This is a genomic window from Streptomyces odontotermitis, from assembly GCF_050510915.1.
Classification (GTDB): domain Bacteria; phylum Actinomycetota; class Actinomycetes; order Streptomycetales; family Streptomycetaceae; genus Streptomyces.
The window spans coordinates 520,606-544,509 of sequence record NZ_JBNJLS010000004.1 but is presented as its reverse complement, the minus strand read 5'-3'; the positions used below and the strand labels follow the sequence as shown (position 1 = coordinate 544,509).

20 protein-coding genes and 1 riboswitch are annotated in these 23,904 nt (G+C 71.7%); of the genes, 1 reads left to right on the top strand and 19 read right to left on the bottom strand.

What is annotated here, in order from left to right:
* Positions 1–16 precede the first annotated feature (16 nt).
* The 6 genes from ACQB60_RS15760 to mgtE all read right to left on the bottom strand — a co-directional run bounded on the left by ACQB60_RS15760 (position 17) and on the right by mgtE (position 7,705).
* Positions 17–1,078 carry an acyltransferase family protein gene (locus tag ACQB60_RS15760; protein WP_496926588.1) on the bottom strand — a complete coding sequence of 354 codons (1,062 nt, stop codon included), beginning with the start codon at positions 1,076–1,078 and terminating at the stop codon, positions 17–19.
* A 68-nt stretch (positions 1,079–1,146) separates the two neighbouring features.
* Positions 1,147–2,241: a hypothetical protein gene (locus ACQB60_RS15755; RefSeq protein WP_496926587.1), complete on the bottom strand. Its 1,095-nt coding sequence runs from the start codon at positions 2,239–2,241 to the stop codon at positions 1,147–1,149.
* A gap of 94 nt (positions 2,242–2,335) precedes the next feature.
* Complete coding sequence (locus tag ACQB60_RS15750) at positions 2,336–3,223, bottom strand: geranyl diphosphate 2-C-methyltransferase (protein ID WP_496926586.1); 888 nt, start codon at positions 3,221–3,223, stop codon at positions 2,336–2,338.
* A 17-nt stretch (positions 3,224–3,240) separates the two neighbouring features.
* On the bottom strand, positions 3,241–4,569 hold the full coding sequence (locus ACQB60_RS15745; protein WP_496926585.1) for a family 2 encapsulin nanocompartment cargo protein terpene cyclase: 1,329 nt from the start codon (positions 4,567–4,569) through the stop codon (positions 3,241–3,243).
* A gap of 35 nt (positions 4,570–4,604) precedes the next feature.
* Positions 4,605–6,017 (bottom strand): family 2B encapsulin nanocompartment shell protein, encoded by a 1,413-nt coding sequence (locus tag ACQB60_RS15740; protein ID WP_496926584.1) that lies wholly within the window; start codon positions 6,015–6,017, stop codon positions 4,605–4,607.
* Between the two features lie 308 nt (positions 6,018–6,325).
* Complete coding sequence (mgtE, locus tag ACQB60_RS15735) at positions 6,326–7,705, bottom strand: magnesium transporter (RefSeq protein ID WP_496926583.1); 1,380 nt, start codon at positions 7,703–7,705, stop codon at positions 6,326–6,328.
* Positions 7,706–7,999: 294 nt separating this feature from the next.
* Positions 8,000–8,171, bottom strand: a riboswitch (M-box (ykoK) riboswitch).
* 218 nt (positions 8,172–8,389) lie between these two features.
* On the opposite strand from mgtE, the gene ACQB60_RS15730 reads away from it, so the two are divergent.
* Positions 8,390–9,097, top strand: a complete 708-nt coding sequence (locus tag ACQB60_RS15730; RefSeq protein WP_496926582.1) for a phosphatase PAP2 family protein — start codon at positions 8,390–8,392, stop codon at positions 9,095–9,097.
* A gap of 69 nt (positions 9,098–9,166) precedes the next feature.
* On the opposite strand, the gene ACQB60_RS15725 is transcribed toward ACQB60_RS15730, so the two are convergent.
* From ACQB60_RS15725 to ACQB60_RS15665, 13 genes are read right to left on the bottom strand one after another with little or no spacing between them, the layout of a single operon-like run.
* Complete coding sequence (locus tag ACQB60_RS15725; RefSeq protein WP_496926650.1) at positions 9,167–10,492, bottom strand: glutamate-1-semialdehyde 2,1-aminomutase; 1,326 nt, start codon at positions 10,490–10,492, stop codon at positions 9,167–9,169.
* 22 nt (positions 10,493–10,514) lie between these two features.
* A complete protein-coding gene (gene rfbC, locus ACQB60_RS15720; protein ID WP_496926649.1) occupies positions 10,515–11,066 on the bottom strand; it encodes a dTDP-4-dehydrorhamnose 3,5-epimerase in 552 nt (183 codons plus the stop codon).
* A gap of 11 nt (positions 11,067–11,077) precedes the next feature.
* Complete coding sequence (locus tag ACQB60_RS15715; protein ID WP_496926581.1) at positions 11,078–12,418, bottom strand: polysaccharide pyruvyl transferase family protein; 1,341 nt, start codon at positions 12,416–12,418, stop codon at positions 11,078–11,080.
* Complete coding sequence (locus tag ACQB60_RS15710; protein WP_496926580.1) at positions 12,415–13,371, bottom strand: glycosyltransferase family 2 protein; 957 nt, start codon at positions 13,369–13,371, stop codon at positions 12,415–12,417. The genes ACQB60_RS15715 and ACQB60_RS15710 overlap by 4 nt, the downstream gene beginning before the upstream one ends.
* Positions 13,368–14,675 carry a hypothetical protein gene (locus tag ACQB60_RS15705; protein ID WP_496926579.1) on the bottom strand — a complete coding sequence of 436 codons (1,308 nt, stop codon included), beginning with the start codon at positions 14,673–14,675 and terminating at the stop codon, positions 13,368–13,370. Before ACQB60_RS15705 ends, ACQB60_RS15710 begins: the two co-directional genes overlap by 4 nt.
* 5 nt (positions 14,676–14,680) lie before the next feature.
* Positions 14,681–15,934 (bottom strand): DUF4910 domain-containing protein, encoded by a 1,254-nt coding sequence (locus ACQB60_RS15700; RefSeq protein ID WP_496926648.1) that lies wholly within the window; start codon positions 15,932–15,934, stop codon positions 14,681–14,683.
* Between the two features lie 32 nt (positions 15,935–15,966).
* The gene (locus ACQB60_RS15695; protein ID WP_496926578.1) at positions 15,967–16,992 is read right to left on the bottom strand and encodes an NAD-dependent epimerase/dehydratase family protein; all 1,026 of its coding nucleotides are present in this window, start codon (positions 16,990–16,992) and stop codon (positions 15,967–15,969) included.
* Positions 16,993–16,995: 3 nt separating this feature from the next.
* Positions 16,996–17,658: a PIG-L deacetylase family protein gene (locus ACQB60_RS15690; RefSeq protein WP_496926577.1), complete on the bottom strand. Its 663-nt coding sequence runs from the start codon at positions 17,656–17,658 to the stop codon at positions 16,996–16,998.
* Positions 17,655–18,449: a sugar phosphate nucleotidyltransferase gene (locus ACQB60_RS15685; protein WP_496926576.1), complete on the bottom strand. Its 795-nt coding sequence runs from the start codon at positions 18,447–18,449 to the stop codon at positions 17,655–17,657. The genes ACQB60_RS15690 and ACQB60_RS15685 overlap by 4 nt, the downstream gene beginning before the upstream one ends.
* Complete coding sequence (locus tag ACQB60_RS15680) at positions 18,446–19,741, bottom strand: class I SAM-dependent methyltransferase (protein WP_496926575.1); 1,296 nt, start codon at positions 19,739–19,741, stop codon at positions 18,446–18,448. Before ACQB60_RS15680 ends, ACQB60_RS15685 begins: the two co-directional genes overlap by 4 nt.
* Positions 19,738–21,078: a glycosyltransferase gene (locus ACQB60_RS15675; protein WP_496926574.1), complete on the bottom strand. Its 1,341-nt coding sequence runs from the start codon at positions 21,076–21,078 to the stop codon at positions 19,738–19,740. Before ACQB60_RS15675 ends, ACQB60_RS15680 begins: the two co-directional genes overlap by 4 nt.
* Positions 21,079–21,080: 2 nt before the next feature.
* The gene (locus ACQB60_RS15670) at positions 21,081–22,334 is read right to left on the bottom strand and encodes an O-antigen ligase domain-containing protein (protein ID WP_496926647.1); all 1,254 of its coding nucleotides are present in this window, start codon (positions 22,332–22,334) and stop codon (positions 21,081–21,083) included.
* A gap of 37 nt (positions 22,335–22,371) precedes the next feature.
* On the bottom strand, positions 22,372–23,898 hold the full coding sequence (locus ACQB60_RS15665) for a right-handed parallel beta-helix repeat-containing protein (protein WP_496926573.1): 1,527 nt from the start codon (positions 23,896–23,898) through the stop codon (positions 22,372–22,374).
* Between the last annotated feature and the right edge of the window lie 6 nt (positions 23,899–23,904).

Below are 23,904 nucleotides of genomic sequence, written 5' to 3'. Positions count from 1 at the left end.
GAAGTCCTGGCTCCGGTCAGGTTCTCTCCACCGGGACGAGCCGGCGGGGGAAGCGTGGCTCGACGAAGGGGCGCAGGGCGCGGCGGAGCGGGGCCGCCGACAGCAGCCAGGTCAGCGCCGTGCCCAGGAGGGTGGTGGCGAGCACCGCTCCTGCGCCGAGCAGCCCCAGCAGGTCGTACGCCCCGTATGCCTCCCCGGTGCGCACCAGCAGGCCGTGGGCCAGGAACGGGAACATCGTGGCCGTGCCGAGCTCCGTGAACCGGGTGCGTCGCGCGGGCACCAGCGCGAAGAAGGCCGCGACCAGGACGGCCGAGGCGACGAGGAGCGCCGTCCTGGCGAGGAGGTAGCCGGGCCAGGCGGCGTGCAGCTCGTCGTTGCCGTACTGCATGTGCAGCCAGCGGACGTCGTGGGCGGGGGACAGGGCGTAGGAGGCCGCCACCGCAGCGGTCACGGTCAGCACGGCGGTTGTGCGGATCAGTGGGGTGCGCAGTCGGCGGAAGTGCTCCGGGCGCAGGCGCAGTCCGAGGACGAACCAGGGCAGGAACATCAGGACGCGGGGGAGGGCGAGGGTGTACTCCACGTCGCTCAGTCCGGCGGCGAGGGAGACGGCCACCGCGAGGGCGACGGGGTGGCGCACCGCCCGCCAGATCGGACTGGTGATCCGCCACAGGAAGAGCGCGACCAGGAACCAGAGGAGGTACGTCGGCTCGGTCGGGTCGAGTGCGAACGGCGCGTCCCAGAGCACCACGTACAGGGATTTGTAGGCGAGGGTGAAGAGGAGGTAGGGGGCGAGGACCCGGGCGAGCAGCGTTCTGATCTGGTCGGGGCGGCACGCGAAGCCGCGTGAGAAGTAGCCGCACAGCAGGATGAACGCCGGCATGTGGAAGAGGTAGACGACGCAGTAGGCCGCCTTGACCGTGTCCGCGCCGGAGGGCAGCGAGCCCCAGTTGTGCCCGATGACCACCAGGGTCACCAGCAGGAACTTCGCGTTGTCGAAGAAGGGGTCGCGCTGCCGGGCGGGGGAGGCGCGGGCGGAGCGGGGGCCGGGAGTGGGCGGGGCGAGGACGGTCTGAGGCATGGCTTCCTCGAGGGCTCGACGGTTCTGGTTCCGCCTTGCGAACGAGTGTGCTTCGCCTCGGTTCGTCGTCAGTCGGCCATCGGGTTGATGGTCCTGTCGGGGAGCTTGAGGCCGGTACAGCCGCGCCGGTGGGCCTGGTCCTGGGTGAACTTCACCAGGAGCGGGCGCAGTTGGGCCCCTGTCAGGTAGGTGTGGGTGATGTCCGTGTCGCGGGAGTGGCTGTACGCCTCGTAATTGGCGGACTCGCCGTCGCAGCGGGCGGTGGCGCGGCCGAGGCGCTCGGCCATCATCGGGCCACGGGAACTCTGGCCGGAGCGGTGGTCGACGTTGGCTGCGAGGAGCGTCTCGAACTGCTTGTCGCTCCAGGTGCCGTACCAGCCGGTGAAGGTGGCGGCCGCCTGCTTCTTCGCGCTGTCGACGAGGGCGCAGCTGGTGATCGGCGCCGTGTCGCCGGCCGAGCGGACCTGGACCTTCCAGGGCTTCCCGGACGGGTTGCGGGGGAGCCGGGCCTCGGCCAGCCAGCCGCATTCCGTGTCGGCGGCTTCGGCGAGCGACAGGTTCTCGGGGGCGGGTGCCACGGACTCGGGCGACGGCAGGGGCTTCGCGCCGCAGCCCGACCGCTCGGAGGCCGCGTTGGCGGCGGAGACGGCGATGCGCAGGGCCGCGGAGGAGGGCCTGTCGTCGCCGGAGGGCTCGATGACCTTGGTGAGGAGGCGGCGCTTGCGCCCGTACTCGTCGCGCTTGAGGGCCGGGCACTCCTGGAGGATCACCGGGCCGTGGTCGTCCTGGAATCCGGGGATGCCGTCGGGGAACACGAACCCGGGCTCGCTGGGGATGGTGAACGAGACGTTCAGCTCGAACTCGACGTCGGACGGGTCGCTGTTCACGTCGACGGACAGGACGAAGTGATTGCCGTCGTTCTCGTCGACGCGGCACGTCATCCGGCCCTGGTCCAGGTGGACTTCGTTGGTGCCGGACCGCAGTCGTTCGTCGGGCAGGACGTCCCCGAGGTCGTCGGCGGAGAGGGTGCCGCCGCACAACTGGTGGGCGAACCACCAGTGTTGCCAGAACGGTTTGGCCGAGTAGGTGCCGAACCCGAGCAGGACAGCGGCCGCCGCGGCCCACGCGGCGATCTTCGCGAACCGCTTCCTCCGTGTGCTCACCGAATTCCCCTCTACGAACGGTGAGGCCATGAGATCACCTTCAGTGCGAGGGCCCGCCCCGGGGGGGGCGGGCCCTGCTTCTGTCAGTGGGGGATCAGACGCGGTCCGCCGCGATCAGCAGGTACTGGAAGGAGCCGTCCTTGTACGAGTTGATGAACGCGTCCTCGATGCCCGTGACCAGTGACGACGTGGCCCGCAGCTCCCAGTAGGGGAGCGTGTCGGGGGTGAGGTCGATGACGGCCTGGGGCACCAGGCGGTTGTCCGCCATCGCACGCAGGTACTCGCGGCGCGAGTGGATGTTGCACTCGAAGTGCGCGTTGATCTGGGAGACCCACTTCGAGGGCTGGCCGTACCGCGGGTTCCAGCAGCCGGTGATGGTCACGTAGCGGCCCCCGACGCCGAGGATGCGGGAGTGCTCGGCGAAGAGGTCGTGCAGGTCCACGTACATGCTGGACTCGTTGTTCCACGAGGCCGCGGCCTGCCCGGTCTCGAAGGGCGTGGCGAGCATGTTGCAGACGCGGGCGTGCACATGGTCCTGGATGCGCAGCTCGCGGGCCCGCCGGTTGGCGAAGTCGGCCTGCTTGGCCGACAGCGTGACGCCCTCGACCTTGCAGCCGTAGCGCTGGTGCGCCATGACCATCGAGCCGCCCCGGCCGCAGCCCGCGTCCACCACCGTGTCGTCGTGCCCGATGTCGCCGAGGTGCCTCAGGAGGAACTCGGCCTGCGCCGACTCCAGTCGGTGGAGCTCGGCGATCAGCTTCTTCTCGCTCTCGCTGTCCTCGGCGTCGCCGAGAGCGGCGTGGTCGACGTCGCCGATGCCGTAGTGGTGGTGGTACAGACCGTCGACATCGCCGAGACGCAGGTTCACGGGCCTCGCCTCCCCGTCCCAGTAGCGGGCGATGTCCCCCTGGTAGGGCGTCGCCGGCTCGGGGATGAACAGGGAGGTGCCGTTGCGGGCGGCGGTGAGTTCGGTGCTGGTCACAGATGAGTCCATTCTTCCTACCAGAAGTCGGGCAGGCTGTAGCGATAGGTGTTGGTCCGGTGCCAGTGGTGGTTGCCGTCGACCCACGCGGCCACGCCGCGCAGGAAGCGTTGCAGGCTGGGGACGGGGCACTCCGCGGCCAGGGCCGCGGCTCGCTTCTCGAAGTCGTGCATGAGGTCGTTGTGGACCTCGACCGACTTCAGATAGGCGTCCCGGTCGGAGAGGCCCTCGCGCTCGGCGATCACGACCGGCAGGTTCAAGTGCCGTCCAGGGGACTGGAGTTCCTTGGTGTACGAGTACAGGTCGTTGACGATGGTCGTCGCGTTCCCCGCGAGTGCGATGACCTGCTGCATGGCGGCCTGGGCGTGCAGATCCGCGGGCAGTTCGTAGCCGCCGACGGTGTCGGTGATGGTCGGGCAGGGGCGGAAGTTGTTGAACTGGCGCATCGCCAGGTACTCCCACACCTCCGGGACCTGGTCCTCCTGGGCCCACGCCGCTTCGGCGAGGTATCCCAGGTGGAGCCGGGCCATGTCGTGCCGGAACCGGTCGGTCTGCGAAGCGCTCGCCGCCTGTACGAAGTACTCCATGGCGGAGCGGTAGGCACGGCGGGGCGCGTCCGCGTGGAGCGACTTGGCCCATTGCGGCTGGTACTCCTCTGTCGTGTGGAGCGGGTCCAGGGCGGTGTGCGCGAGGAGCAGGCGCTCGCCGAGCCCCACGGGTGATCCGCCGTGGTCCTCGCAGTAGCAGTCGTCCACCGCGTTCTCCGCCACCATCAGGCGGGTGGCGAGCATCAGGTGGTCGACGGTGGGCGCGTCCGGATGGCAGCCGACCATGTAGCGCCCCACGGAGAAGCCGTCGAACTGCTCCTCCCAGTCCTCGGGGTACAGGGCGACCTCGTCGAGCGCCCAGGTCTTGATCCGGCGGCTGACCTCCTCGACCCGTACGGGGTCGGGCTCGGGCACCGGGTGGTGGTAGAGGCCGGGGATCGGCCTGCCCTGCTCCGGGTCCGGGGCCGGGTCCGGGCCCGGCGGACTCGGGGGTTCCTCCCGTGGGGTCAGGCGCAGGTCCGCCGTCCCCAGGCCGGTGGGTCCGCGGAGGAGCCGCTGCGGGGCGGTGTCCGGGGCCGACGCCTGAACTGCCGTGCTGACCGCAGGCGTTGGGGGTGAGGGGGGAGACGGGGCAGGTAGGGCAGGTGGGGTAGGTGGGGTAGGCGGGCAGGGGGCGACGCCGAAGACCGTCTTGATGTCGCGGGCGCGGGCCGCGGCGTCGGCGAGGACGTGGGCCCCGAAGAGGGCGGCGGCCTCGGGCAGGCCCGACTGTGGCGGTGTCGGCTCGGGAGCGGGCATCCGTGGCTCCTTGATGGGGTGGGCGGCCGGGTCCACTACCTGGGCCAGCGGGCGATCTGCACGTTCTCCAGGACACCGACCGCGTCCGGCACGAGGATGGCGGCGGAGTAGTAGGTGCTGACGAGGTAGGAGGTGATCGCCTTCTCGTCGAGCCCCATGAAGCGGACCGACAGGCCCGGTTCGTACTCGTCCGGCAGGCCGGTCTGATGCAGGCCGATGACGCCCTGGTTGCTCTCGCCGGTACGCATGCACAGGATCGAGCTGGTCTTCTCCTTCGTGATCGGGATCTTGTTGCAGGGGAGGATCGGGACCCCGCGCCAGGCCGGAACCTGTTGGCCGCCGAGGTCGACGTGGTCCGGATAGAGCCCGCGCGCGTTGAACTCGCGCCCGATGGCCGCGATCGCCTTGGGGTGCGCGAGGAAGAACTTGGAGCCTCGGCGGCGGCAGAGCAGCTCGTCCATGTCGTCCGGGGTCGGCGGGCCGGCGTGCGGCTGGAGGCGCTGCTTGAAGTCGGCGTTGTGGAGCAGGCCGAACTCCCGGTTGTTGACCAGCTCGTGCTCCTGGCGCTCACGCAACGCCTCGATGGTGAGCCTGAGTTGCTCCTCGGCCTGGTTCATCGGGCCGTTGTAGAGGTCGGTGACCCTCGTGTGGATGCGCAGAATGGTCTGGGCGACGGAGAGTTCGTACTCGCGGGGCTTCTCCTCGTAGTCGACGAAGGCGCCGGGCAGGGCGTGTTCGCCGGTGTGGCCCGCCGACATCGCGATCTCGGCCTCGCCCCGGTGGTTCTGCCGCTGGAGGGGCAGCGACCGGAACTCCTCGATGTGGTCCCGGAGACTCTGCGCGGTGGACAGCACGGCGGTGAAGTCGGCGCGGGACAGCGTGAGAAGGGTGCCCGACGTCTCGGCCGTGGCGGTGTACTCCCACTTGGCGTCGGCGTCCAGCAGGGCGCTCTCCCCGAACCGGTCGCCGTCGGCGAGCACGTCCAGGGCGACGTCGTCGCCGTACGCGCCGACGGAGACCCGGCCGATACGGCCGTGGGCGATGAGATGCAGCTGGTCCGCGGGCGCCCCGCGCCGCACCAGGGTCTCGCCGACCTCGAAGTCGTGCTGGACGCACCGGCCGGCGAGGGCGGTCAGCGCCTCCACGTCGTCGAAGCCGCGCAGCAGGGCCAGTTCACCGAGTTCGCGGGGGATCACCCGGACCTCGGCGCCGTCCTGGACGAAGTCCACGCGGCCGTCGCCGACGGTGTACGTCAGACGCCGGTTCACCCGGTAGGCCCCGCCCTTGGCCTCCACCCACGGGAGCATCCGCAGCAGCCAGCGAGAGGTGATCTCCTGCATCTGCGGGGCGGACTTGGTCGTGGTGGCGAGGTTGCGGGCGGCTGCCGTGCCCAGGCTGGTCCGCCGGGGCGGCTCCAGTCGTGCGTCCGGGCTCGAGTCAACGGTCACGGGTGAACTCTCCTTGGTCAGGGCATTGAGGCGCGTATGCGGGCAGGGCGAGGCAAGACAAGGCAAGAGGGGAAAAGAGGGGACTGGAACGGGAATCCGTCCAGATCCCCGAGGACGGTAGCTGCCGGTTCGCCCCCTGGAACAAGAGAAGCCGGGGACATTAGCTCGATACGATGATCGGGGCCGCGCGAGGTTTGCCCAACACCGATAAGAATCAGCCGAGTTGAGCGGCGCCGCCCACCGTCGAGTGGTGCGCGGCGCCTGCCTTGTGGATCTGCCCCCCTAGGGCCTGATCCGCCGGACACGCCCTAGGCGAGCAGGTGGCCGAGGAAGACGTAGGCGAGGCCGAAGTACACGAACACGCCCAGCAGGTCCATGATCGAGGTGATCAGCGGGGAGCTCAGCGTCGCCGGGTCGGTGCCGATGCGGCGGGCGAGGAAGGGCAGCACCGCGCCGATGATGCCGCCGAGCGCCGTGCAGATGAGCATGCTCAGACCGACGACCAGCAGCACGTCGGTGTCCAGTCCGCTCTTGGTGAAGTTCGCCAGCACGACCTCCAGCACGGCGACGCACGCGCCGAGCGCCAGGGCGACGGCGCACTCGCGGCGCACGACGAACCACACGTCCTGCCACCGCAGCCGCAGCTGGCCGAGCGCCATCGAACGGATGACCAGCGTGGCAGACTGGCTGCCCGTGTTGCCGCCCATGTCGACGATGGGCGCGATGAATGCGGCCAGCACGATCACCTCGGCCAGAAGGTCCTCCTGCTGGGAGACGAAGGTGGAGGTGATCATGCCGAACACGGTCAGGATCACCAGCCACAGCAGTCGGGTGCCGAAGATCCGCCTGGTCGTCGACTCCTTGAGGTCCAGGTCTGCGCCTCTGCCGAGCGTCGCGGTGCCGCCGTAGCGGGCCAGCTGGGTGGCGTCCTGCTCCTTGTCGATGTCCATGGCGTCGTCGACGGTGACGATCCCGATCATCCTGTCGTCGCCGTCGACCACGGGAACGGCGAGCAGGTCGTAGCGGCGGATGTGCTCCGCGGCCCTGTCGTCCGGGTCGCCGGCCCGGACCGTGACGGGAGAGGCGCTGACCAGCGAGGTCAAGGGGACGTCGTCGTCGGCCATGACCAGGTCGCGCAGCGAGACGGTGCCGGTGAGCCGCCCCTCGGAGTCGACCACGTAGATGACGTAGATGGTCTCCTTGTCCGGCGCGGTCGCGCGGATGACGCGGAGTGCGGCCTGGACGGTCATGCCGGAGTCGATGGTCGTGTACTGCGAGGTGGCGGCGGAACCCGCCGTGCCTTCGGGGTAGTTGGCCAGGCGCAGAATGTCGTCACGCTCGGCCTGGGACAGCGACGGCAGCAGCCGTTGCCGGGCGGCGGTGTCGAGGCGGTTGTACAGGTCGGCACGCTCGTCGGAGGGCATGGCCGAGACGAGAGCGGTGACGGTGGCCGGGGGCAGCTCGGCCAGAACGGCGTCCTGGACGCCGTCGGGCAGCGCGACGAAGAGTGTGGCCGCCTCCTTGGGCGGCGCCGGCCGCAGCAGCCGGGCCATCTGCTGCGGCGGGGTGTCGCGCAGCGACTCGGCGATGTCGGCGACGGGCGCGGACCGCAACAGCCGGTCGAATGCCTCTGCGTCGGGGTGGGAGAGCAGCGTACGGATGTGGAAAGCGATGTCCTCGCGGAGCATGGCGACACCTCAAAGAGAAAACGGGCATGCCTGAGAAAGGCGTGGGAAAAGGAATTCGCGCCGAAAGTGAAAGGGGGAAGAGGGCGCGATCAGAAGAGGTACGCCGGTGACGGCGTACTGGCGCAGGGCAGACTTTCGCCCTGGTTGTTCGGACTACTGCCGGAGCCGCTTCTCATGGCCGTCACCTCCTGCGGGCCGGGGCGCGCGGGGGCGCCGTGGACATGCGCACGCGCAGGAGCGGACAAGGGTGTGTGGCAGGAGGCGTACGTCGCACGGCACGGGCCCCACCGCCCTTGAGCACCCCTCTCGACAGAGCTTTGGCACTGCACGGCGTGCCCGTCGCGATGCGGGAGCCACTTGGGCTCAACCCTTAATCCGGGAAGAGCTGTCCTGACCCGGGGCGTCTTTCGACGTTGGGGGTCAGTGGCCTATGTCCGTACAGACGCCTCACCTAGCGAGGTGCATGCAATGGCAAGTGAAACAGATGGCACGTAATCGGTCAAAATTCGGAATAGGAATCGGTATGCCTGATCGGTCCACATATGTGCGTGGTGCCGGTGCCGCTCGTTGACTAGGGTGGCGGGCAGAGCCCGGACCCGATGCAGACGCGAGGCCAAGGGCGGGCGTCCGTAGGGCAGTTGGGGTGGCGCTGGTGGGTGGATCGGACACGACGGGGGGCTCGCGTTGGATCGCCTGGCCGGAGCGGACCTGGAGACGACAGAGCGGACGGCGCCCCGGGTGCTGCCCGCGCCGCTGCGCGCGTGGCTCGGACTGATCGCGGTCCTCGCCGCGCTGGTCGTCCTCACGCTCGGGATTCTGTACGCCGGTCACAGCGAGCCCGGCACGGTCGACCGCTGGATCGTCGACCCGACGGCGGACAGTGTGGGGCCGCCGTGGCGGCGTATCGCCCTGGCCGTCGACTTCCTGGGGGAGCCCGCCGGATCGGCGGTGCTGGTCGTGGGTGCCGCGGCAGGCTCCCTGGCGCTGTGGCGGCGGGTGCGCGCGGTGGTGTTCCTCGTGGTCGGGGTCGTCCTCGCCGTGGGGACCACGACGCTGCTCAAGTACCCGGTGGGACGCACCATCCACGGCCCCGACAACCTGTCCTACCCGAGCGGGCACACCGCCTTCCTCACCGCTCTCGCCCTCATGGTGGCGCTGCTCGCGGCCGGGCGGCTCGGGCTCGGCCGCACGGCCGGGCTGCTGTTTGTGCTGGCCTCGGGGCTGGTCGCCGGCGCCGCCATGGGCTGGGCACAGGTCGCCCTGGGCGCGCACTACGCGACCGATGTCCTCGGGGGCTGGTGCACCGCGCTGGTGGTGGTGCCGGTGGCCGCGTGGGCGGTCGACAGGACGGCTGACCGGGCAGTCAACTCCACGCGAGATGAGGGGCATTGACGGAGCGCCCTTTCGCGCCCCGTCATGTCGCCCCCCGTCATGTCGCGCCCCGCCATGTCGCCCGTTCCGTCAGGCCAGACGCCGGAACACCGGCTTCACCGGCCGCCCGGCCAGCCACGGCGTGGGGTCGCCCGCGTCAAGTGCCTTGCGGTACACGGCACATGCCTGCGCCACCACCTCGACGGTGCGGTCGATGTCGGCGTCGGTGAGCGCGCTGCTCACCACGAACGACGGGGCCAGCACCCCGCCCAGGAGGAGTTGGCGCAGGAACAGGGTGCGGTACGGCTGCGAGGGTCCGCGGTGCTCGTCGAGAGTGGCGAAGACCAGGTTGCTGGCCCGGCCCCGGACGAGGACGTGGTCGCCGACGCCCATGCTCGCCGCCGCGTCGCGGACACCGGCGGCCAGCCGCTCGCCGAGGGCGTGCAGCCGCGCGGTGATGCCCTCCTCCACGTACGTCGTCTGCACGGCCATCGCGGCCGCCAGGCAGTGCGTCTCCGCACCGTGCGTGGTGGACAGGAGGAACACGCGGTCGGCCGAGTGGCGCAGCCCGCCCCGCTCCATCAGCGCGCGGCGCCCGGCGAGGGCCGAGACGGCGAAGCCGTTGCCCAGCGCCTTGCCGAACGTGGAGAGGTCGGGGACCACGCCGTACAGGCCCTGGGCGCCCGCCTCGGACCAGCGCAGGCCGGTGATCATCTCGTCGAAGATCAGCACGCAGCCGTGCCGGTCGGCCAGTTCGCGCAGGCCCGCGAGGTACCCGGGCGGGGGCTCGGTGTGGGCGGCGGGTTCCAGGATCAGGCAGGCGACCTCGTCGGCGTACCGGGTGAGGAGCTCCTCCGTGGCGGTCAGGTCCCCGTACGGGAACGCCACGGTGAGGTCGGTGGTCGCCGTCGGGATGCCGGCCGACATCGGGGTGGTGCCGATGAACCAGTCGTCGACGGAGAAGAAGGGGTGGTCGGCGCAGATGGCCACCCGGGGGCGCCCGGTGACGGCGCGGGCGAGGCGCACGGCGGCGGTGGTGACGTCGGAGCCGTTCTTCGCGAACTTCACCATCTCGGCGGTCGGCACCGTCGCCAAGAAGCGTTCGGCGGCCTCGACTTCGAGGACGGAGGGCCGTACGAAGTTGCTGCCGCGGTCGAGTTCGCGCCGCACCGCCTCCAGCACCCGCGGGTGCGCGTGGCCGAGGCTGACCGAGCGCAGCCCCGAGCCGTACTCGATGTAGCGGTTGCCGTCGATGTCCCACACGTGGGCGCCCTGGCCGTGGCTGATGACCGGGGCCAGGTTCTCGGGGTACTGGTCGTCGCCCTTGGCGTAGGTGTGCGCGCCGCCGGGGATCAGGGCGTGCAGCCGCTCGTTGGCCCGACGCGACCGGGGCAGGGGGAACTCTTCGGCGTCCACGGTGACTTCGTCCACGGTGACTTCAGCTCTCCTTCTGCTTCAGGACCTCGGCGAGGCTCGGCGCCTCCCGGTCCCGCCGGGACATCGACGCGGCCGGCAGCGGCCAGGGGATGGCGAGCTCCGGGTCGTCGTGGGCGATCGTCACGTCCTCGGACGGATCGTGCGGGCGGTCGATGCGGTACGAGACGTCGGCGGGCTCGGTCAGCGCCTGGAAGCCGTGCGCGCACCCCGCCGGGATGTACAGGGCCCGCTGCGTCTCGCCGGACAGCTCGAAGGTGGCCACGTTGCGGTAGGTCGGCGAGTCCGGCCGCAGGTCCACGACGACGTCGAAGATCTTCCCGTACGAGCAGCGCACCAGCTTGGCCTCGCCGTTGCCGGAGCGCAGGTGCAGGCCGCGCAGCACTCCCCGCACCGAGCGGGAGACGCTGTCCTGGATGAAGGCGTCCGGGTCGAGGCCCACCGAGCGGAACACGTCGGCGTCGAAGGTGCGGCAGAAGAAGCCGCGTTCGTCCGCGTAGGGCGTCGGCTCGAACAGGTACGCGCCGTCGATCGCCGGGACTGCGGCCGCGTTCATTCCGGTCGCTTTCATGGAGTCTCCCGCAGGGATTGTGCGTGGGTGTGAGTGCTGGTGCTGGTGCTGGTGCTGGGACTGCGGCTGGTGTGCGCGGTCCGTGGGAACACCGACGCGGTCAGCTCCGCGAACTGGTCCGCGAGGCGCCGGGCGGCGACCCCGTTCCGCTCGACGAGGGTCCGTCGCAGCTCCGCCGATCGCCGCTCCAACGCCCGGAACTGTGCGAGCAGTTGGTCGGCGTCGACCTCGCGGGCCGGGTGGCAGTACGCGGCCAGGCCCATCTCGGCCATGAGCGCGTCGCTCTTCGCCGCGTAGCTGAGGGCGAGCGTCGGTGTGCTCGTCTTCAGGGCGCAGACCAGGTTGTGGTAGCGGGTCGCCACCACGGTGTCGGCCGCCGCCGTCTCCTTCATCAGGTCGGCCAGCGAGGCCGCTTCGGCCGCGGTGACCAGCGGTGAGCCCACCGCTTCGAGGATCGCGGTGACCACCGGGGCGTCGCACGCGTCGCCGGTGAGCAGCCGCACCGGCCTGCCCTCCTCGACGAGTGCGCGGACGAAGCGGGTCGTGCCGTCGAGGTAGCGGCGGTGGATCTCCTCGGCCCGCGCGCGGTCGTCGTTGCCGCCGTGGAAGTCCATGACGCCGACGCAGACCGTGCCCGGTGGGCTTGGCGGACTTGGCGGCCCCGAGGGCTCGTCCGGCGACGGCGGAGTCGACGGCGTCTGCGTCTGCGTCGGCGTCGGCGTCGGCAGGGCGAAGGCCAGGTCCGGGTAGACCTTGTCGCGGGCGGTGTGCACGCCCATCTCCCGCATCGCGTCCCGGGACGGGGTGTCCCGGTAGGAGCGGTACGCGGCAAGCCGTGCCGACCAGCGCACCAGCGTCCGGGTCGGCCGGTTGCCGATCGGGGCGGCGCCGACGCCGACCAGCGCGACCCGGGTGCCGAACAGCCGGCCGGACGCGCAGAGCAGGAACAGCGCGTACGGGAAGCCCCACGGCCGCAGCGGCAGCGTGGCCTCCAGGACGCCCATGCCCGGCACGATCACCACGTCGTGCCGCCGCACCCAGGCCGCGGTGCGGGCGACGTCGACCAGCTTGCCCAGGCCCTTGCCCGCGATCGCGCCCGCACGGGACGCGGTGCGGTACTCGCCGCGGTACCAGTGCAGCCGCGTCGCCGGGATCCCGTAGCGGTCCGCGACGACCTCGGGTCCGCCGCACAGTGCGTCGACGACTGCCTGAGGGTGCGCGGCGCGGAGGTGGCCGAGGACGGCTTCGAGCGAGCCGTCGTTGCCGAGGTTGCCGGAGCCGAGCAGGCCGAACAGGCCGACGCGTACCGGCTTTTCGGCGGCGGAGGCACGCGTCATGTCCGCCTCCCCTCGCGGCCCGCCACCAGGTCGTCGACGGAGACGGTGAGCTGGGCCGGGTCGACCGGGGCGCGGTCCTCGACCCGCTCCCCGGCGCCGGGGCGGACCCGGCTGGTCATCCAGGCACTCAGGTGGCCGTAGCACGCGCGCCGGTCGGCCGCGGACAGCGGCGCCCGCCGGATCGCCGCGACGAAGCCCCAGACGTACTCGGCGAGCAGCCGGGGCGTCGGGTGCAGCGGGCCGGCCCGGCGCGGGTCCAGGTTGACGCACCGGGAGCGCTTGGACGGGTTCGCCCGCTCGGCGCGGGTGGGGTGGTCGCGGCGGAAGTACAGCAGCTCCGGCACCTGGTGGAAGGGGCCGTTCAGGACGAGCTCGGCGACGAACGTGCGGTCCGCGTGGTGGTAGCTGTCGTGCGGCTTCACCCGGCGCAGCACGTCGGCCCGCATCACCCCGTAGAAGTCGTCGCCGCCGGGCTCGAACAGGAAGCTCCGGAAGCGCTCCGGTGCGCGCGGCGCGTCGGTGGCGAGGGTGTACGCGTAGGGGACCTTCACCTGCCCGTCGCCGTCGATGACCGCCTGGTCGGCGTGGGCGAGGACCACGTCCGGCCGCTCGTCGAGCGCCTGCACGCAGAGCCGCAGCAGGTCGCGGGCGTACAGGTCGTCGTGCGAGGCCCACTTGAACAGCTCGCCGCGGCACTGGGTGAACACGTAGTTGTGGTTCGGGGCGGCACCGATGTTGCGGGGGAGCCGGAGGTAGCGGATGCGGGAGTCCTGGGCCACGTACTTGTGGCAGATGTCCTGGGTCCCGTCGGTCGAGGCGTTGTCGGTGATGACGAGCTCGAAGTCCTCGTAGGTCTGGCCGAGCAGGGCGTCGAGCGATTCGGCGAGGTACTCCTCGCCGTTGTACACGGGCAGGCCGATGCTCAGCCGGGGAGTGCGGCGAGAGACAGTCATGGCGTCCTCACTTGGGATACGGGGGGTTGGTGGCGCTCACGGAGGGCGGACCGCAGCTGCAGCCACCACACGGCCGAGGCGGTGACGGTCGCGGCGGCGACGCCCCAGGCCGAGCCGGTCGTGCCGGCCGCGGCCGCCCCGCCGAGTCCGCCGCCGACGTAGCAGGCGGAGGCGAAGAGCTGGCAGCGCAGGCTGCGCCGGGCCGCGGCGAGCGCGCGCAGCCCGGCCGCGGCGCCGACGCCGAGGCCGGAGCCCGCGACGCCGAGCGCGGCCGGCACGATGAGCGCCGAGGCGGAGTGCCAGACGTCGCCGAGCACGAGCTCGCCGAGCCGGTCCGGCACCAGGAGCAGCGCCACGCCCCAGAGCAGCGCGGCGGCGGCGAGTCCGGAGCCGAGCAGGAAGCAGAACTTGGCGAGGCGGTGCGGGGCCTGCCGCAGCACCCGGGCCGCCTCCGGGACGGTGACCAGCGAGAGACCCATCAGCACCGCGAGGAACGGGCCGAGCAGGAGCTCCGCGCCCCGGATCACGCCCACCGCGCTGACCCCGACGATCAACCCGAGCCCGTACGCGCGCAGTTGGGACGCGCCGCTGACGCCGACGTTCTCGACCAGGTACCGGTAGCCGAGGTCGCGCTGCTCGCGCAGCCACGAGCGCGCTTCGGTCAGCCGGGGCCGGATGCCGGACTGGAAGCAGCCGTACCCCGAGGCCACCGCGGCGGCCGCGCCCCAGGCGAGGACGAAGGCGGCCACGCTGTCCACGCGGGCCGCCACGACCATGGCCGGGACGAGCGCGACGGTGGCCAGGACGTCGTTGGTGAACGCCTTGCGCCCGGTGCCCGCGGCGAAGAACGAGAACCGCCAGGCGTCCTGAAGGAGCAGCCCCGGAAGCACCACGCCGAGCGCGGCGAACGCGGGCCCCACCCGGCCGCCGAGCGCGAGCCCGGCCACCAGGCACGCCGCGCCGATGGCCCCGCCGACGCCCAGCGCGGTACCCGTCGACCGGGCCGTCGCCGAGCGCCAGGACGCGGTCGGCACTCCGCTGAACCGCACCACGAGCGGGTCGGTGGCCAGGCCCCGGGAGACGCTGAGCACCACGCCGTAGGTCACCCAGGCCAGGCTGAACACACCGAACGCGGAGAGTCCGAGGGAGCGGGCCACGTAGACGCCCACCGCGAAGTTGTTCATGCTGCAGACCGCCTGGTCGGCGAGTCCCCAGGACAGCCGGCCGGCCATGGCCCGCTTGGCGGACCGCCGGGCGTGCCTGCCGTGGGCCACCGCCGTCGTCGCCTCCCCCTCGGTGCTCATCGCCGTCACGCCTTGATCAGCCCGGCGCCGTGCAGGGCTTCGGCGGCGACGGCGACCGTGTCGAAGGGCAGCCCGGACCGCTCGGCGACGTCCAGCAGACCGTGCTCGCCGTCGGCGAGGCTGAGCACCCAGAGCATGGCCAGCTGGGCCTGTTTCGCGTCGCTGCGGCCGCCGAGCGAGTCGTACAGCCCCCGCCGCCCCAGCTGTGGTTCGCCGTAGGGGCTGAGGTTGCGGTAGCGCCGGTTGCGGTCGAGCACGGCGAACGCCTCGCGGCAGACCGCGAGGGTGTCCGCCATCGCGTCCGGGGAGACGAAGTCCGGGTTGTCCGCCGAGGTGTGGTACTCGGGGTACCCGGCGTACGGGGTCCGGCTGAGCGAGCCCACGCCGAGGTTGAACCCGGGTGAGCAGTACTGCCGCTCGTCGTAGCCGTACGGCGTGAACTCGGCGATGCGGTGCGGGCGTTCGGAGGCGGCGAGGACGTGCCGCAGCACCCGGTCGATCTCCGCGTCGCCGCGCCTGCTCTCCTTGTACGTCAGCCGGCCCCGGTCACCGGCACAGGCCAGCACCAGGCCGTGCTTGACCCGCTCGATCCGCTCGGCGTTGCGCGCCAGCCAGGTGATCGCCCCGATGGTGCCGGGCGCGTAGATGAACCGGTAGGTGTAGTACGGGGTTTCCTGCGCCAGCGCGCGGGCCAGGAACGTCGCCACCGCGATGCCCGCCAGGTTGTCGTTGGCCAGCGACGGGTGGCAGACGTGGCAGGAGACGATCACCTCGTCCGGGACCTGCCCGGGGACCACGTGCTCGGCGTAGGTGAGGTGGCCGTCGGCGAGGGTGGAGTCGATCCGTACCTCGTAGTCGCCCTCCGGCAGCGCGTCCAGGGTCTCCTGGGCCAGGCAGAACCCCCACTCCGGCTGGTAGTAGCTGGTGCGGTACGGCACCCAACTCGGGTGCTCCGGAAGGGTGTACAGGTGCGGGCGCAGCTCGGCCAGCGGCATGGTCGCCGACACCGGCACGCTGTAGCCGAGCACGTGCAGGCTGGACGCGGCGAAGTCGACGACCCGCTTCCCGGTGGCGTCGGCGACGTACGCGTCCCGGATGTTCCACTCCTGCGGCACCGTCCAGTCGAGGACCTGCGTCCCCGTCGGCACCTCGTGCACCTGCAGCGGGACGTACTCGCCGACGATCTCCAGGGTGGCGCGCACCCCGTCGCCCGTGATGCTCCGGCAGAGCGGGTACAGCCGCTCCACCAGGGCGTGCATCTCCTCGCCGGCGCCTCCCTTGACGCGCGTGGTCACCGGCGCCACCGCAGGGTGTCGTCGACGGCACCGGCCTCGGACGCCGCGCGCAGCACGGCGAGGCGGGTGAAGCGCTGCTCGAAGTCCTCCCGGGTCAGCCCGAACTGCCGGTAGGCGTCGGCGAGTTCGAGCGCGCCCTGCTTCACCGTCCACTCGCAGTCGAAGCCCGGGACCGCGTCCCGGAACCGGGAGAAGTCCACGCGGTACGACCGCGGGTCGGCCCCCGTCTCCCCGGTGATCACCACCTTCGAGCCGGACACCGCCTCGGCGACCTCGTCGGCGATCTCGGCGACTGTGACGTTGTTGCTCTCGGTGCCGATGTTGAACGCCCGGTCGTGCACCGTTTCTCGGGGCGCGGTCAGCGCGGCCGTGAAGGCCCGCGCGATGTCGGCCGCGTGCACCAGCGGACGCCAGGGCGTGCCGTCGGACATCACCAGGACCTCGCCGGACAGGAGCGCGTGGCCCACCAGGTTGTTCACCACGATGTCGGCACGCAGCCGGGGGGAGTACCCGAACGCGGTGGCGTTGCGCATGAACACCGGGCTGAAGTCGCCGTCGGCCAGCGCGTGCAGGTCGTCCTCGACCCGCACCTTGGACTCCGCGTACGGGGTCACCGGGCGCAGCGGGGCGTCCTCGGTGACCAGGTCGTCGCCGCCCGCGGCGCCGTAGACCGAGCACGTCGACGCGTACAGGAAGCGCCGCACCCCGGCCTCGCGGGCCAGCCGCGCGAGCCGTACGGACGCGTGGTGGTTGATGTCGTAGGTGAGCTCGGGCGCCAGTGAGCCCAGCGGGTCGTTGGACAGCGCGGCCAGGTGGATCACGGCGTCCACCCCGGCCACGTGCTCGGCCGTGACGTCGCGCAGGTCCACCCGGTGCCCCGGGGCGTCCGCGGGCGGCGGGCCGAGGACGCAGTCGGCGAACAGGCCGGCGTCCAGGCCGACGACCTCGTGCCCGGCCGCCGTGAGCACCGGGGCCATCACGGTGCCCAGGTAGCCCTGGTGTCCGGTCAGCAGTACGCGCAAGGTTCAGTCCCCCAGAGTGAAAGTGCCGAGAGCGAGCGTGAGTTTGGCGGCGGCGAACGCCTCCGCGTAGCGGGCGTGGCATTCGATGCCGCGGATCCGCGCGAGGCCGAGGAACGCCTCCCGGTCGTACCAGGGACGGTGCCGCTGCGAGGGGTAGTGCTCCTGCAGCAGCCGCACCTTGTCCTCGGCGACCTCCGGCGACAGCGGCTGGTACGCCGAGGGGCGGCCGAGGTCGCCGTCCCACTTGACGATCTCGTAGGCGAGTACGAGGTGGTCGCGGAACGCGGTGGGGATCAGCCGCGCCAGGCCGCGGTGGTCCTGGTGCGCGTCGTCGGTGCGCGGGGCGAGGACGAGGTCCGGTTCGGTCCGCTCGCGCAGCTCCTCGACCGCGGCCTTTGCCTCTTCCCAGTGCGCGGGCAGCCGGCCGTCCGGCAACTTCAGGACGGTCAGGTGCAGTTCGGCGCCCGGGCAGAAGGCGGCGAGCGCGGCCCGCTCCTCCTGCTCCCGCTCGCCGCCGCCGCCGGAGAGCACCAGTGCGTCGACGCGGAGGCCCGGCCGCGCGCGGCACATCGTCAGGAGCGTGCCACCGGCGCCGATGGCGATGTCGTCGCAGTGCGCGCCCACCGCGACGATCCGGTTCAGGGGTCCGGCCCCGAGGCGGATCACGCCCGCGCTCCGGCGGTGTCCCGCTCCCACACGGCCCACGGGCGGTCGCCGCGGGCGTAGGCGGCGTCGAGCGCGGCGCGCTCCTTCACGGTGTCGGTCGGCTTCCAGAAGCCGCGGTGCTGGTGCGCCACCAGGCGTCCCCGCTTGGCCAGTTGGGCACAGCCGTCGGCGACCAGGTCCCCGTTCTCCGGTATGTGGTCGAAGACCTCCTGGCGCAGCACGAAGTAGCCGCCGTTCTCCCACAGTGGCAGTTCGCTCACCGCGGTGATGCCGCCCACGAGCCCGTCCTCGCCCAGGTCCACGCAGTGGAACGAGGACTGCGGCGGCACCACCATCATCGACGCGCCCGCGTCGCGCCGGGCGAAGTTCTCGATCATCTCCGGGAGCGGGGCGTCGGTGAGCACGTCGGCGTAGTTGGCGAGAAACATCTCGTCGCCGTCCAGGTGGTGCCGCACCCGGCGCAGGCGCTCCCCGATCGGGGACTCCACGCCGGTCTGCGCGAACGTGATCGTCCAGTCCGAGATGTCCGTGGACAGGAGCTCGGTCTTCCCACCGCGCAGCACGAAGTCGTTGGACGTCGTCTCCTCGTAGGTGAGGAAGAAGTTCTTGATGTGGTGCGCGCCGTAGCCGAGGCACAGGATGAACTCCCGGTGCCCGTAGTGCGCGTAGTAGCGCATGACGTGCCAGATCAGCGGCCGCGGGCCGACCATCGCCATCGGCTTGGGCACGTCGTCCGTGGCGCCGCTGCGCATCCGCATCCCGTAACCGCCGCAGAACAGAACGACCTTCATGACGTCACCTCGACAGTGCCCTCGACGATGCTCAGCTCCGGGATGGGGAAGACCAGGCGGCCGCCCCAGTCGTGCACGTAGGACAGCTGCTCGACCAGCTCGGTCCGCAGGTTCCACGGCAGGACGAGGACGTAGTCCGGCTTGTCGGCGGCGATCTGCTCGGGCGGCAGGATCGGGATGCGGGTGCCCGGGGTGAACCTGCCGTGCTTGTACGGGTTGCGGTCCACCGTGTACGCGAGCAGGTCGGGGCGGATGCCGCAGTGGTTGAGCAGGGTGTTGCCCTTGCCCGGGGCGCCGTAGCCGACGACCGTCTCGCCGCGCTCGGCCGCTGTGATCAGGAACTTCAGGAGATCCCGGCGCACCTTGGCCACCCGGGCGGAGAAGTCGGCGTACCCCGACAGCTCCAGCAGACCGGCGGCCTTCTCCCGGGCCAGCACGTCGGACACCCTTCCCCAAGCTCTCGACTTCGCTCGAGCAGGGGAGACCCCATCGCTCGGCTCGCCCGCCACCTCGGCCGGGCGGGCCCACAGCCGGATGGAGCCGCCGTGCGTGGGCAGCAACTCGACGTCCACGAGGGCGAGTCCGCCGCTGGCGAGGGCCCGGATCGCGGAGGCGACCGTGTAGTACTGGAAGTGCTCGTGGTAGATCGTGTCGTACTGGTTCTCCTCGATGAGCGTCAGCAGGTGCTGCACCTCGATGGAGACCCAGCCGTCGTCGGCGACCAGGGCGCGCAGCCCCCGCGTGAACCCGACCACGTCCGGGATGTGCGCGTAGACGTTGTTGGCGACGACCAGGTCCGCCGGGCCGTGCTCGGCGCGGACGGCCGCGCCGGTCTCCGGGCTCAGGAACTCGGTCAGCGTGGGCACGCCCTTGTCCCGGGCGGCGGCGCCGACGTTGACGGACGGCTCGATGCCCAGGCAGCGGATCCCCCGGTCCACCACGTGCTTCAGCAAGTACCCGTCGTTGCTGGCGACTTCGACCACGAAGGCGTCGGAGCCTTCGGAACCGAGACCCACGCGCTGCACGGCGTCGGCGACGAACGTCCGCGCGTGCTCGACCCACGAAGTCGAGAAGGAGGAGAAGTACGCGTACTCGCTGAACGTCTCCTCCGGCGTGATCAGCGGCGGGATCTGCGCGAGCCAGCAGTCGGTGCAGACCCGCAGGTGCAGCGGGTACGCCGGTTCCGGCCTGTCCAGTTGGTCCGCGGCGAGAAAGCTCTCGCACGGCGGGGTCGCCCCCAGATCGACGACGCTCGCCAGTGTCGCCGAGCCGCAGAGTCGGCATGCTGTCATGTGCTGTCCCCATCCCCCCTGCTCGCGCGGGTGCCCCGCAGCGAGCCGGTGTTTCCATTTCCGGTGTTTCGACTTCCGGTGGTGCCATTTCCGGTGGTGCCATTTCCGGTGGTGCCATTTCCTGACGGCGGCGGACTGTCGCCGCCGTCGGACCGCCCCGCGATCGCGGAGCGGTACCCCTCCACCAGGCGGTCGAGGCCGACGGCCGGGCTGAAGCCCTGCTCGTACCGGCGTCGGGCCGCCCGGCCCATGTCCCGGTTGCGGCCCGGTTCGGCCGCGATCCGGCGTATGCAGGACGCGAGCGAGGCTGCCTCGCCCGGCCGGTGCAGGAGGCCGGTCACGCCGTCCTCGACGAGTTCGACGAAGGCGCCGTGACCGGCGGCGACGGTCGGCACCCCCGCCGCCATCGCCTCCACGACCACCAGGCCGAACGCCTCCAGCCACGTCGAGGGGGCCACCACGGCGACCGACCCGGCGATGGCCTTCTGGCACTCCGCCGTGTCGTAGAGGCCGACATAGCGCACGTCGTCCCGGCCCGCGGCCCAGGCGGCCACCTCGCCCTCCAGCGGCCCCGTGCCCGCGATCACCAGCGGCACGCCCACGCCGCCGCCCGCGGCGAGCTCGTCCCACGCGGCCATGAGCAGCCGCACGCCCTTGGCCTCCGCGAGGCGGCCGAGGTAGAGCACGTGCTCGCCCTCGCCCGCCCGGCGGGCGTCCGGGTCGGGCACGAAGTTGTGCTTCACCGCGAGGCGTTCGGCGGGCATCCCGGCCCGCACCAGGACGTCGCGCTGCGCCGCGGAGATGCAGAAGAACCGCTCCACGCCGGACCACCACCGCCGCCGGTTGACCGACAGGCTGACCGCCAACGGCACCGTCGCCAGGCGGGAGTCGCGGTAGCAGCCGTGCCGGACGGCGGGCAGCGGAGCCTTCGCGCCGACGCACTCCGTGCACGGGCGGCCGTCGCGCTGCAGCGTGCCGGGCGGGCAGATCTGGGTGTAGTTGTGCAGCGTGGCGACGGCGGGCACCCCGGCGTCGGCGCAGGCGGCGAGCACCGCGGGCGACAGGAGCGGGAAGACGTTGTGGACGTGCACCACGTCAGGACGCTCGGCCCGCAGCTTGGCGGCCAACTCCCGGCGCACCGAGGGGTTCCACGGCACGAGGAGCGGCAGCGCGGCCTTGCCGGCGAGGGAGCGGGCGCCGATGTCGTCGCTGCGCCGCTCGAACAGCTCGACCTGGTGGCCGGCCCCGCGCAGCAGGGCCACCTCCTGGTCGACGACCTTGTTCTCGCCGCTCGGCTGTGCCGACGCGTAGCGGTTGTGCACCACGAGGACGTGCATGGTCAGGTCACCTCCCGGTCCCGGGCCCAGCTCGGGACGCGTCGGCGGGGTGCTGCGGGCGTCGACCGGGCGACGACGGGCGTCGCCGGGGGAGCGGCCGCGGCGGGCGCCGCCAACAGAGCGGCGGCCAGGGCCAGATGGAGCAGATACGGCGAGGCGTCGCCGAGCCCGGCCTCGGTGTACGACGCGATCGCGCAGTAGCTGATGAGGAAGATCGCGCAGGCCCGCTGCAGCGACGGCGGCCGCAGCAGCGCGACGCCGCCGAGGACGACGATGATCGCCGCCACGAGGGTGACGCCGGTCCAGCCCTGCTCGTGGTAGACGGCCAGCCAGCTGTTGTCGATCGGCAGCCCGCCGAACGACTTGTCGCCCAGGCCCATGCCGAACAGCTGCTCCGCGGTCGACCGGGGCGCCGCAAGCAGGGCGTCCCAGACCTTGGCCCGGCCGGTGAGGCTGGACAGGCCCTCCTGGGTCTGGCCGCGCAGGTACCACTTCTGCAGCGCGGAGGCGAACCCCACCGCGGCCACGGTCGCGATCAGCACCGTCCACAGGAAGAACCGGCGGGCGGCGGCGCTGGTCAGGACGAGCGAGCCGATCGCCAGGGCCAGACCGAGGAGCAGGCCGAGCGTGGCCGTCCGGGTGTGGCTCAGCGCGAGCAGGACGAGGGACGGCACGATGACGACCGCCGCGCTGGCCCTGTCGGTCCTGCGGCCCAGGAGGAGCAGCACGGTGAGCCCGATGATCACCGCGGCGTACTGCCCGATCTGCGGCGGGGTGAGCGGCCACAGTGCGCCGACCAGGCGCCCGCCGTAGAGATCGGGCAGGGCCGCGCCCGGCGAGATGACGAGGCCCGCGGCCACCGACCCGAGCACCGCGAAGTACATCCGGATGTGGTGCCGCACGAACGTCAGGCCGCCGTCCCACCACCGGGTGAGCAGCCACAGCGTGCCCACGAAGAGGGCGAGGCGGCCGCAGCGGAACAGCGCGCCGAACCCGGACTCCAGGTTCGCGCTGGCGATCACGCTCGGCACCAGGAGCAGGGTGAGCAGCAGCACGTACGCGCTGGGCCTGATCCGCAGCCGCAGGTTGACCGCGAGCGCCAGCGTGAACGCGGCGACCAGCGCGCCCATGGTGACCATCTGGATGAGGGAGCGGGGCAGCGGCACGATGGTCTTCGCCCCGGCGGAGCCGAGGGTGTTGAGGACGAGCAGCCCCCAGACGGTGCCGACGGTCCTCGGCGTGCGGTCCGCCGCCATCCCGGCCTCCACTGCCATCCCGGCCTCCGCCGCCACCTCAACCACCGTCCCGTGCGCGGAAGGTGCTGCCCGCGTCCTGCCGGTACGGATCGGCCTGCCACTGCCCGGAGTCGAGCACCCGGCTCGGGTCGTGGGCGACGAACTGCCACGGCCCGACGTAGGTGTTGTGGTGCCAGCGGTTGTGCTGCTCGCCGGTGATCGCCTCGGCCACCCGCTCGCCCTTGTACGGCGACCACTTCGGATAGGTGCCGTAGTTGGCGAGCACCGCCATGCGGTCGCACTTGTCCGTGCAGTCGACGACGGACTTGTCGAGGACGAAGCGGTTGTCGTGGATGTCCACCCGCTGGGTCTTCCACCGGCAGTCGGCGTAGAGCGGAGACTTGGAGATCGCCGGCTTCGCGCAGCGGTCGGAGCGCCGCACCAGCAACGTGCAGTCGCCGGAGGAGGTGTTGGCCGGGCTGTTGCAGAACCGGTCGGCGTTCTCCCACAGGGTGATCCCGGACCAGTTGTCCTCCAGCACGTTCCGATAGATCTCGATCTTGTCGGTGCGCGCGTGGATCCGGGGTTCGCCGCCGGACTCGGACACGTAGACGGTCGCGAAGGGGAAGCTGTCGCCGCGCTCGGCGTACCTGCGGCCCTCGACCCAGTTGTTCCGCCGGATCGTGTTCTTGCGGATGACCGCGTTGTAGCTGGTCTCATAGATCAGCGCGGCACCGTCGTTGGCCTCCAGCACGTTGTTCTCGATGCGGAAGTCGTTGTTGTTGGTGTCCGCCCACAGCCCGGTGCCACGGTTGTCGTGCACCCAATTGCCGCGCACATCGGCGCCGTTGACGGCCCAGAACTTGATGCCGCCGGTGCAGCCGCACCCCTCCTTGCGCCGCTCCCAGTCGCCGGTGTTGTTGCCGACGATCTCGTTGCCCTCGACCACCAGGTCGCGCACGGGGTTGCCCGCCTTGTAGGCGTTCATTCCGTACTGGCCGTTGTCGCGCAGACAGCTGGCGCGGACCCGCTGGCGGGCACCGGCCATCAGCCCGGCGCCGGAGTTGCGCTGGATCGTGGCGTGCTCGATCACCCAGCCGTCGGCCGAGTCGTGGTTGACCACGCCCTCGTCCTGCGGCGCGACGAACCCCTGCACGGTCAGATAGCGGATGGTGACGTCGCGGGCGCTGCCGCCGAATGCGTACTGGTTGACCTTGCGTCCGTCGAGCACCGCGCCCGGCGCGCCGAGGTAGCGGTCCCCCTTCTTGGGGACGACCTGCGAGTAGCGGTCCCGGTCGAGCCGGTGGGTGCCAGGCCGGAGCCAGAACGTGGTGTTCGGGGGGCTGCTCTTGGTCTTCGCGGCCAGGTCGCCGGCCACCTTGGGGTCGACCGTCACGGCGCCCTTCGGCGCCTTCGCGGGCCCGGCCGGGGGCGCGGCGCACACCCGGGCCCGGGTCGTGGTCGCGGACTGCTCGGCGCTCGGCTCCGCCGCCGGGGTGCCCGACGTGCTCATACAGCCGGTGGCCAGCAGCGCGAGCGCCAGCGGTGCCGCCGACGCCGCCCAGGTCCGCCATGTGATCCCCATGTGTCT

Coding starts and splice junctions, on each gene's coding strand:
- ACQB60_RS15705 (WP_496926579.1), bottom strand. CDS start 14,675: ATGAGCACCGAGGGGGAGGCGACGACGGCGGTGGCCCACGGCAGGCAC.
- rfbC (WP_496926649.1), bottom strand. CDS start 11,066: ATGAACGCGGCCGCAGTCCCGGCGATCGACGGCGCGTACCTGTTCGAG.
- ACQB60_RS15710 (WP_496926580.1), bottom strand. CDS start 13,371: ATGACTGTCTCTCGCCGCACTCCCCGGCTGAGCATCGGCCTGCCCGTG.
- ACQB60_RS15680 (WP_496926575.1), bottom strand. CDS start 19,741: ATGACAGCATGCCGACTCTGCGGCTCGGCGACACTGGCGAGCGTCGTC.
- ACQB60_RS15760 (WP_496926588.1), bottom strand. CDS start 1,078: ATGCCTCAGACCGTCCTCGCCCCGCCCACTCCCGGCCCCCGCTCCGCC.
- mgtE (WP_496926583.1), bottom strand. CDS start 7,705: ATGCTCCGCGAGGACATCGCTTTCCACATCCGTACGCTGCTCTCCCAC.
- ACQB60_RS15715 (WP_496926581.1), bottom strand. CDS start 12,418: ATGACGCGTGCCTCCGCCGCCGAAAAGCCGGTACGCGTCGGCCTGTTC.
- ACQB60_RS15700 (WP_496926648.1), bottom strand. CDS start 15,934: ATGCACGCCCTGGTGGAGCGGCTGTACCCGCTCTGCCGGAGCATCACG.
- ACQB60_RS15670 (WP_496926647.1), bottom strand. CDS start 22,334: ATGGCGGCGGACCGCACGCCGAGGACCGTCGGCACCGTCTGGGGGCTG.
- ACQB60_RS15745 (WP_496926585.1), bottom strand. CDS start 4,569: ATGCCCGCTCCCGAGCCGACACCGCCACAGTCGGGCCTGCCCGAGGCC.
- ACQB60_RS15675 (WP_496926574.1), bottom strand. CDS start 21,078: ATGCACGTCCTCGTGGTGCACAACCGCTACGCGTCGGCACAGCCGAGC.
- ACQB60_RS15685 (WP_496926576.1), bottom strand. CDS start 18,449: ATGAAGGTCGTTCTGTTCTGCGGCGGTTACGGGATGCGGATGCGCAGC.
- ACQB60_RS15665 (WP_496926573.1), bottom strand. CDS start 23,898: ATGGGGATCACATGGCGGACCTGGGCGGCGTCGGCGGCACCGCTGGCG.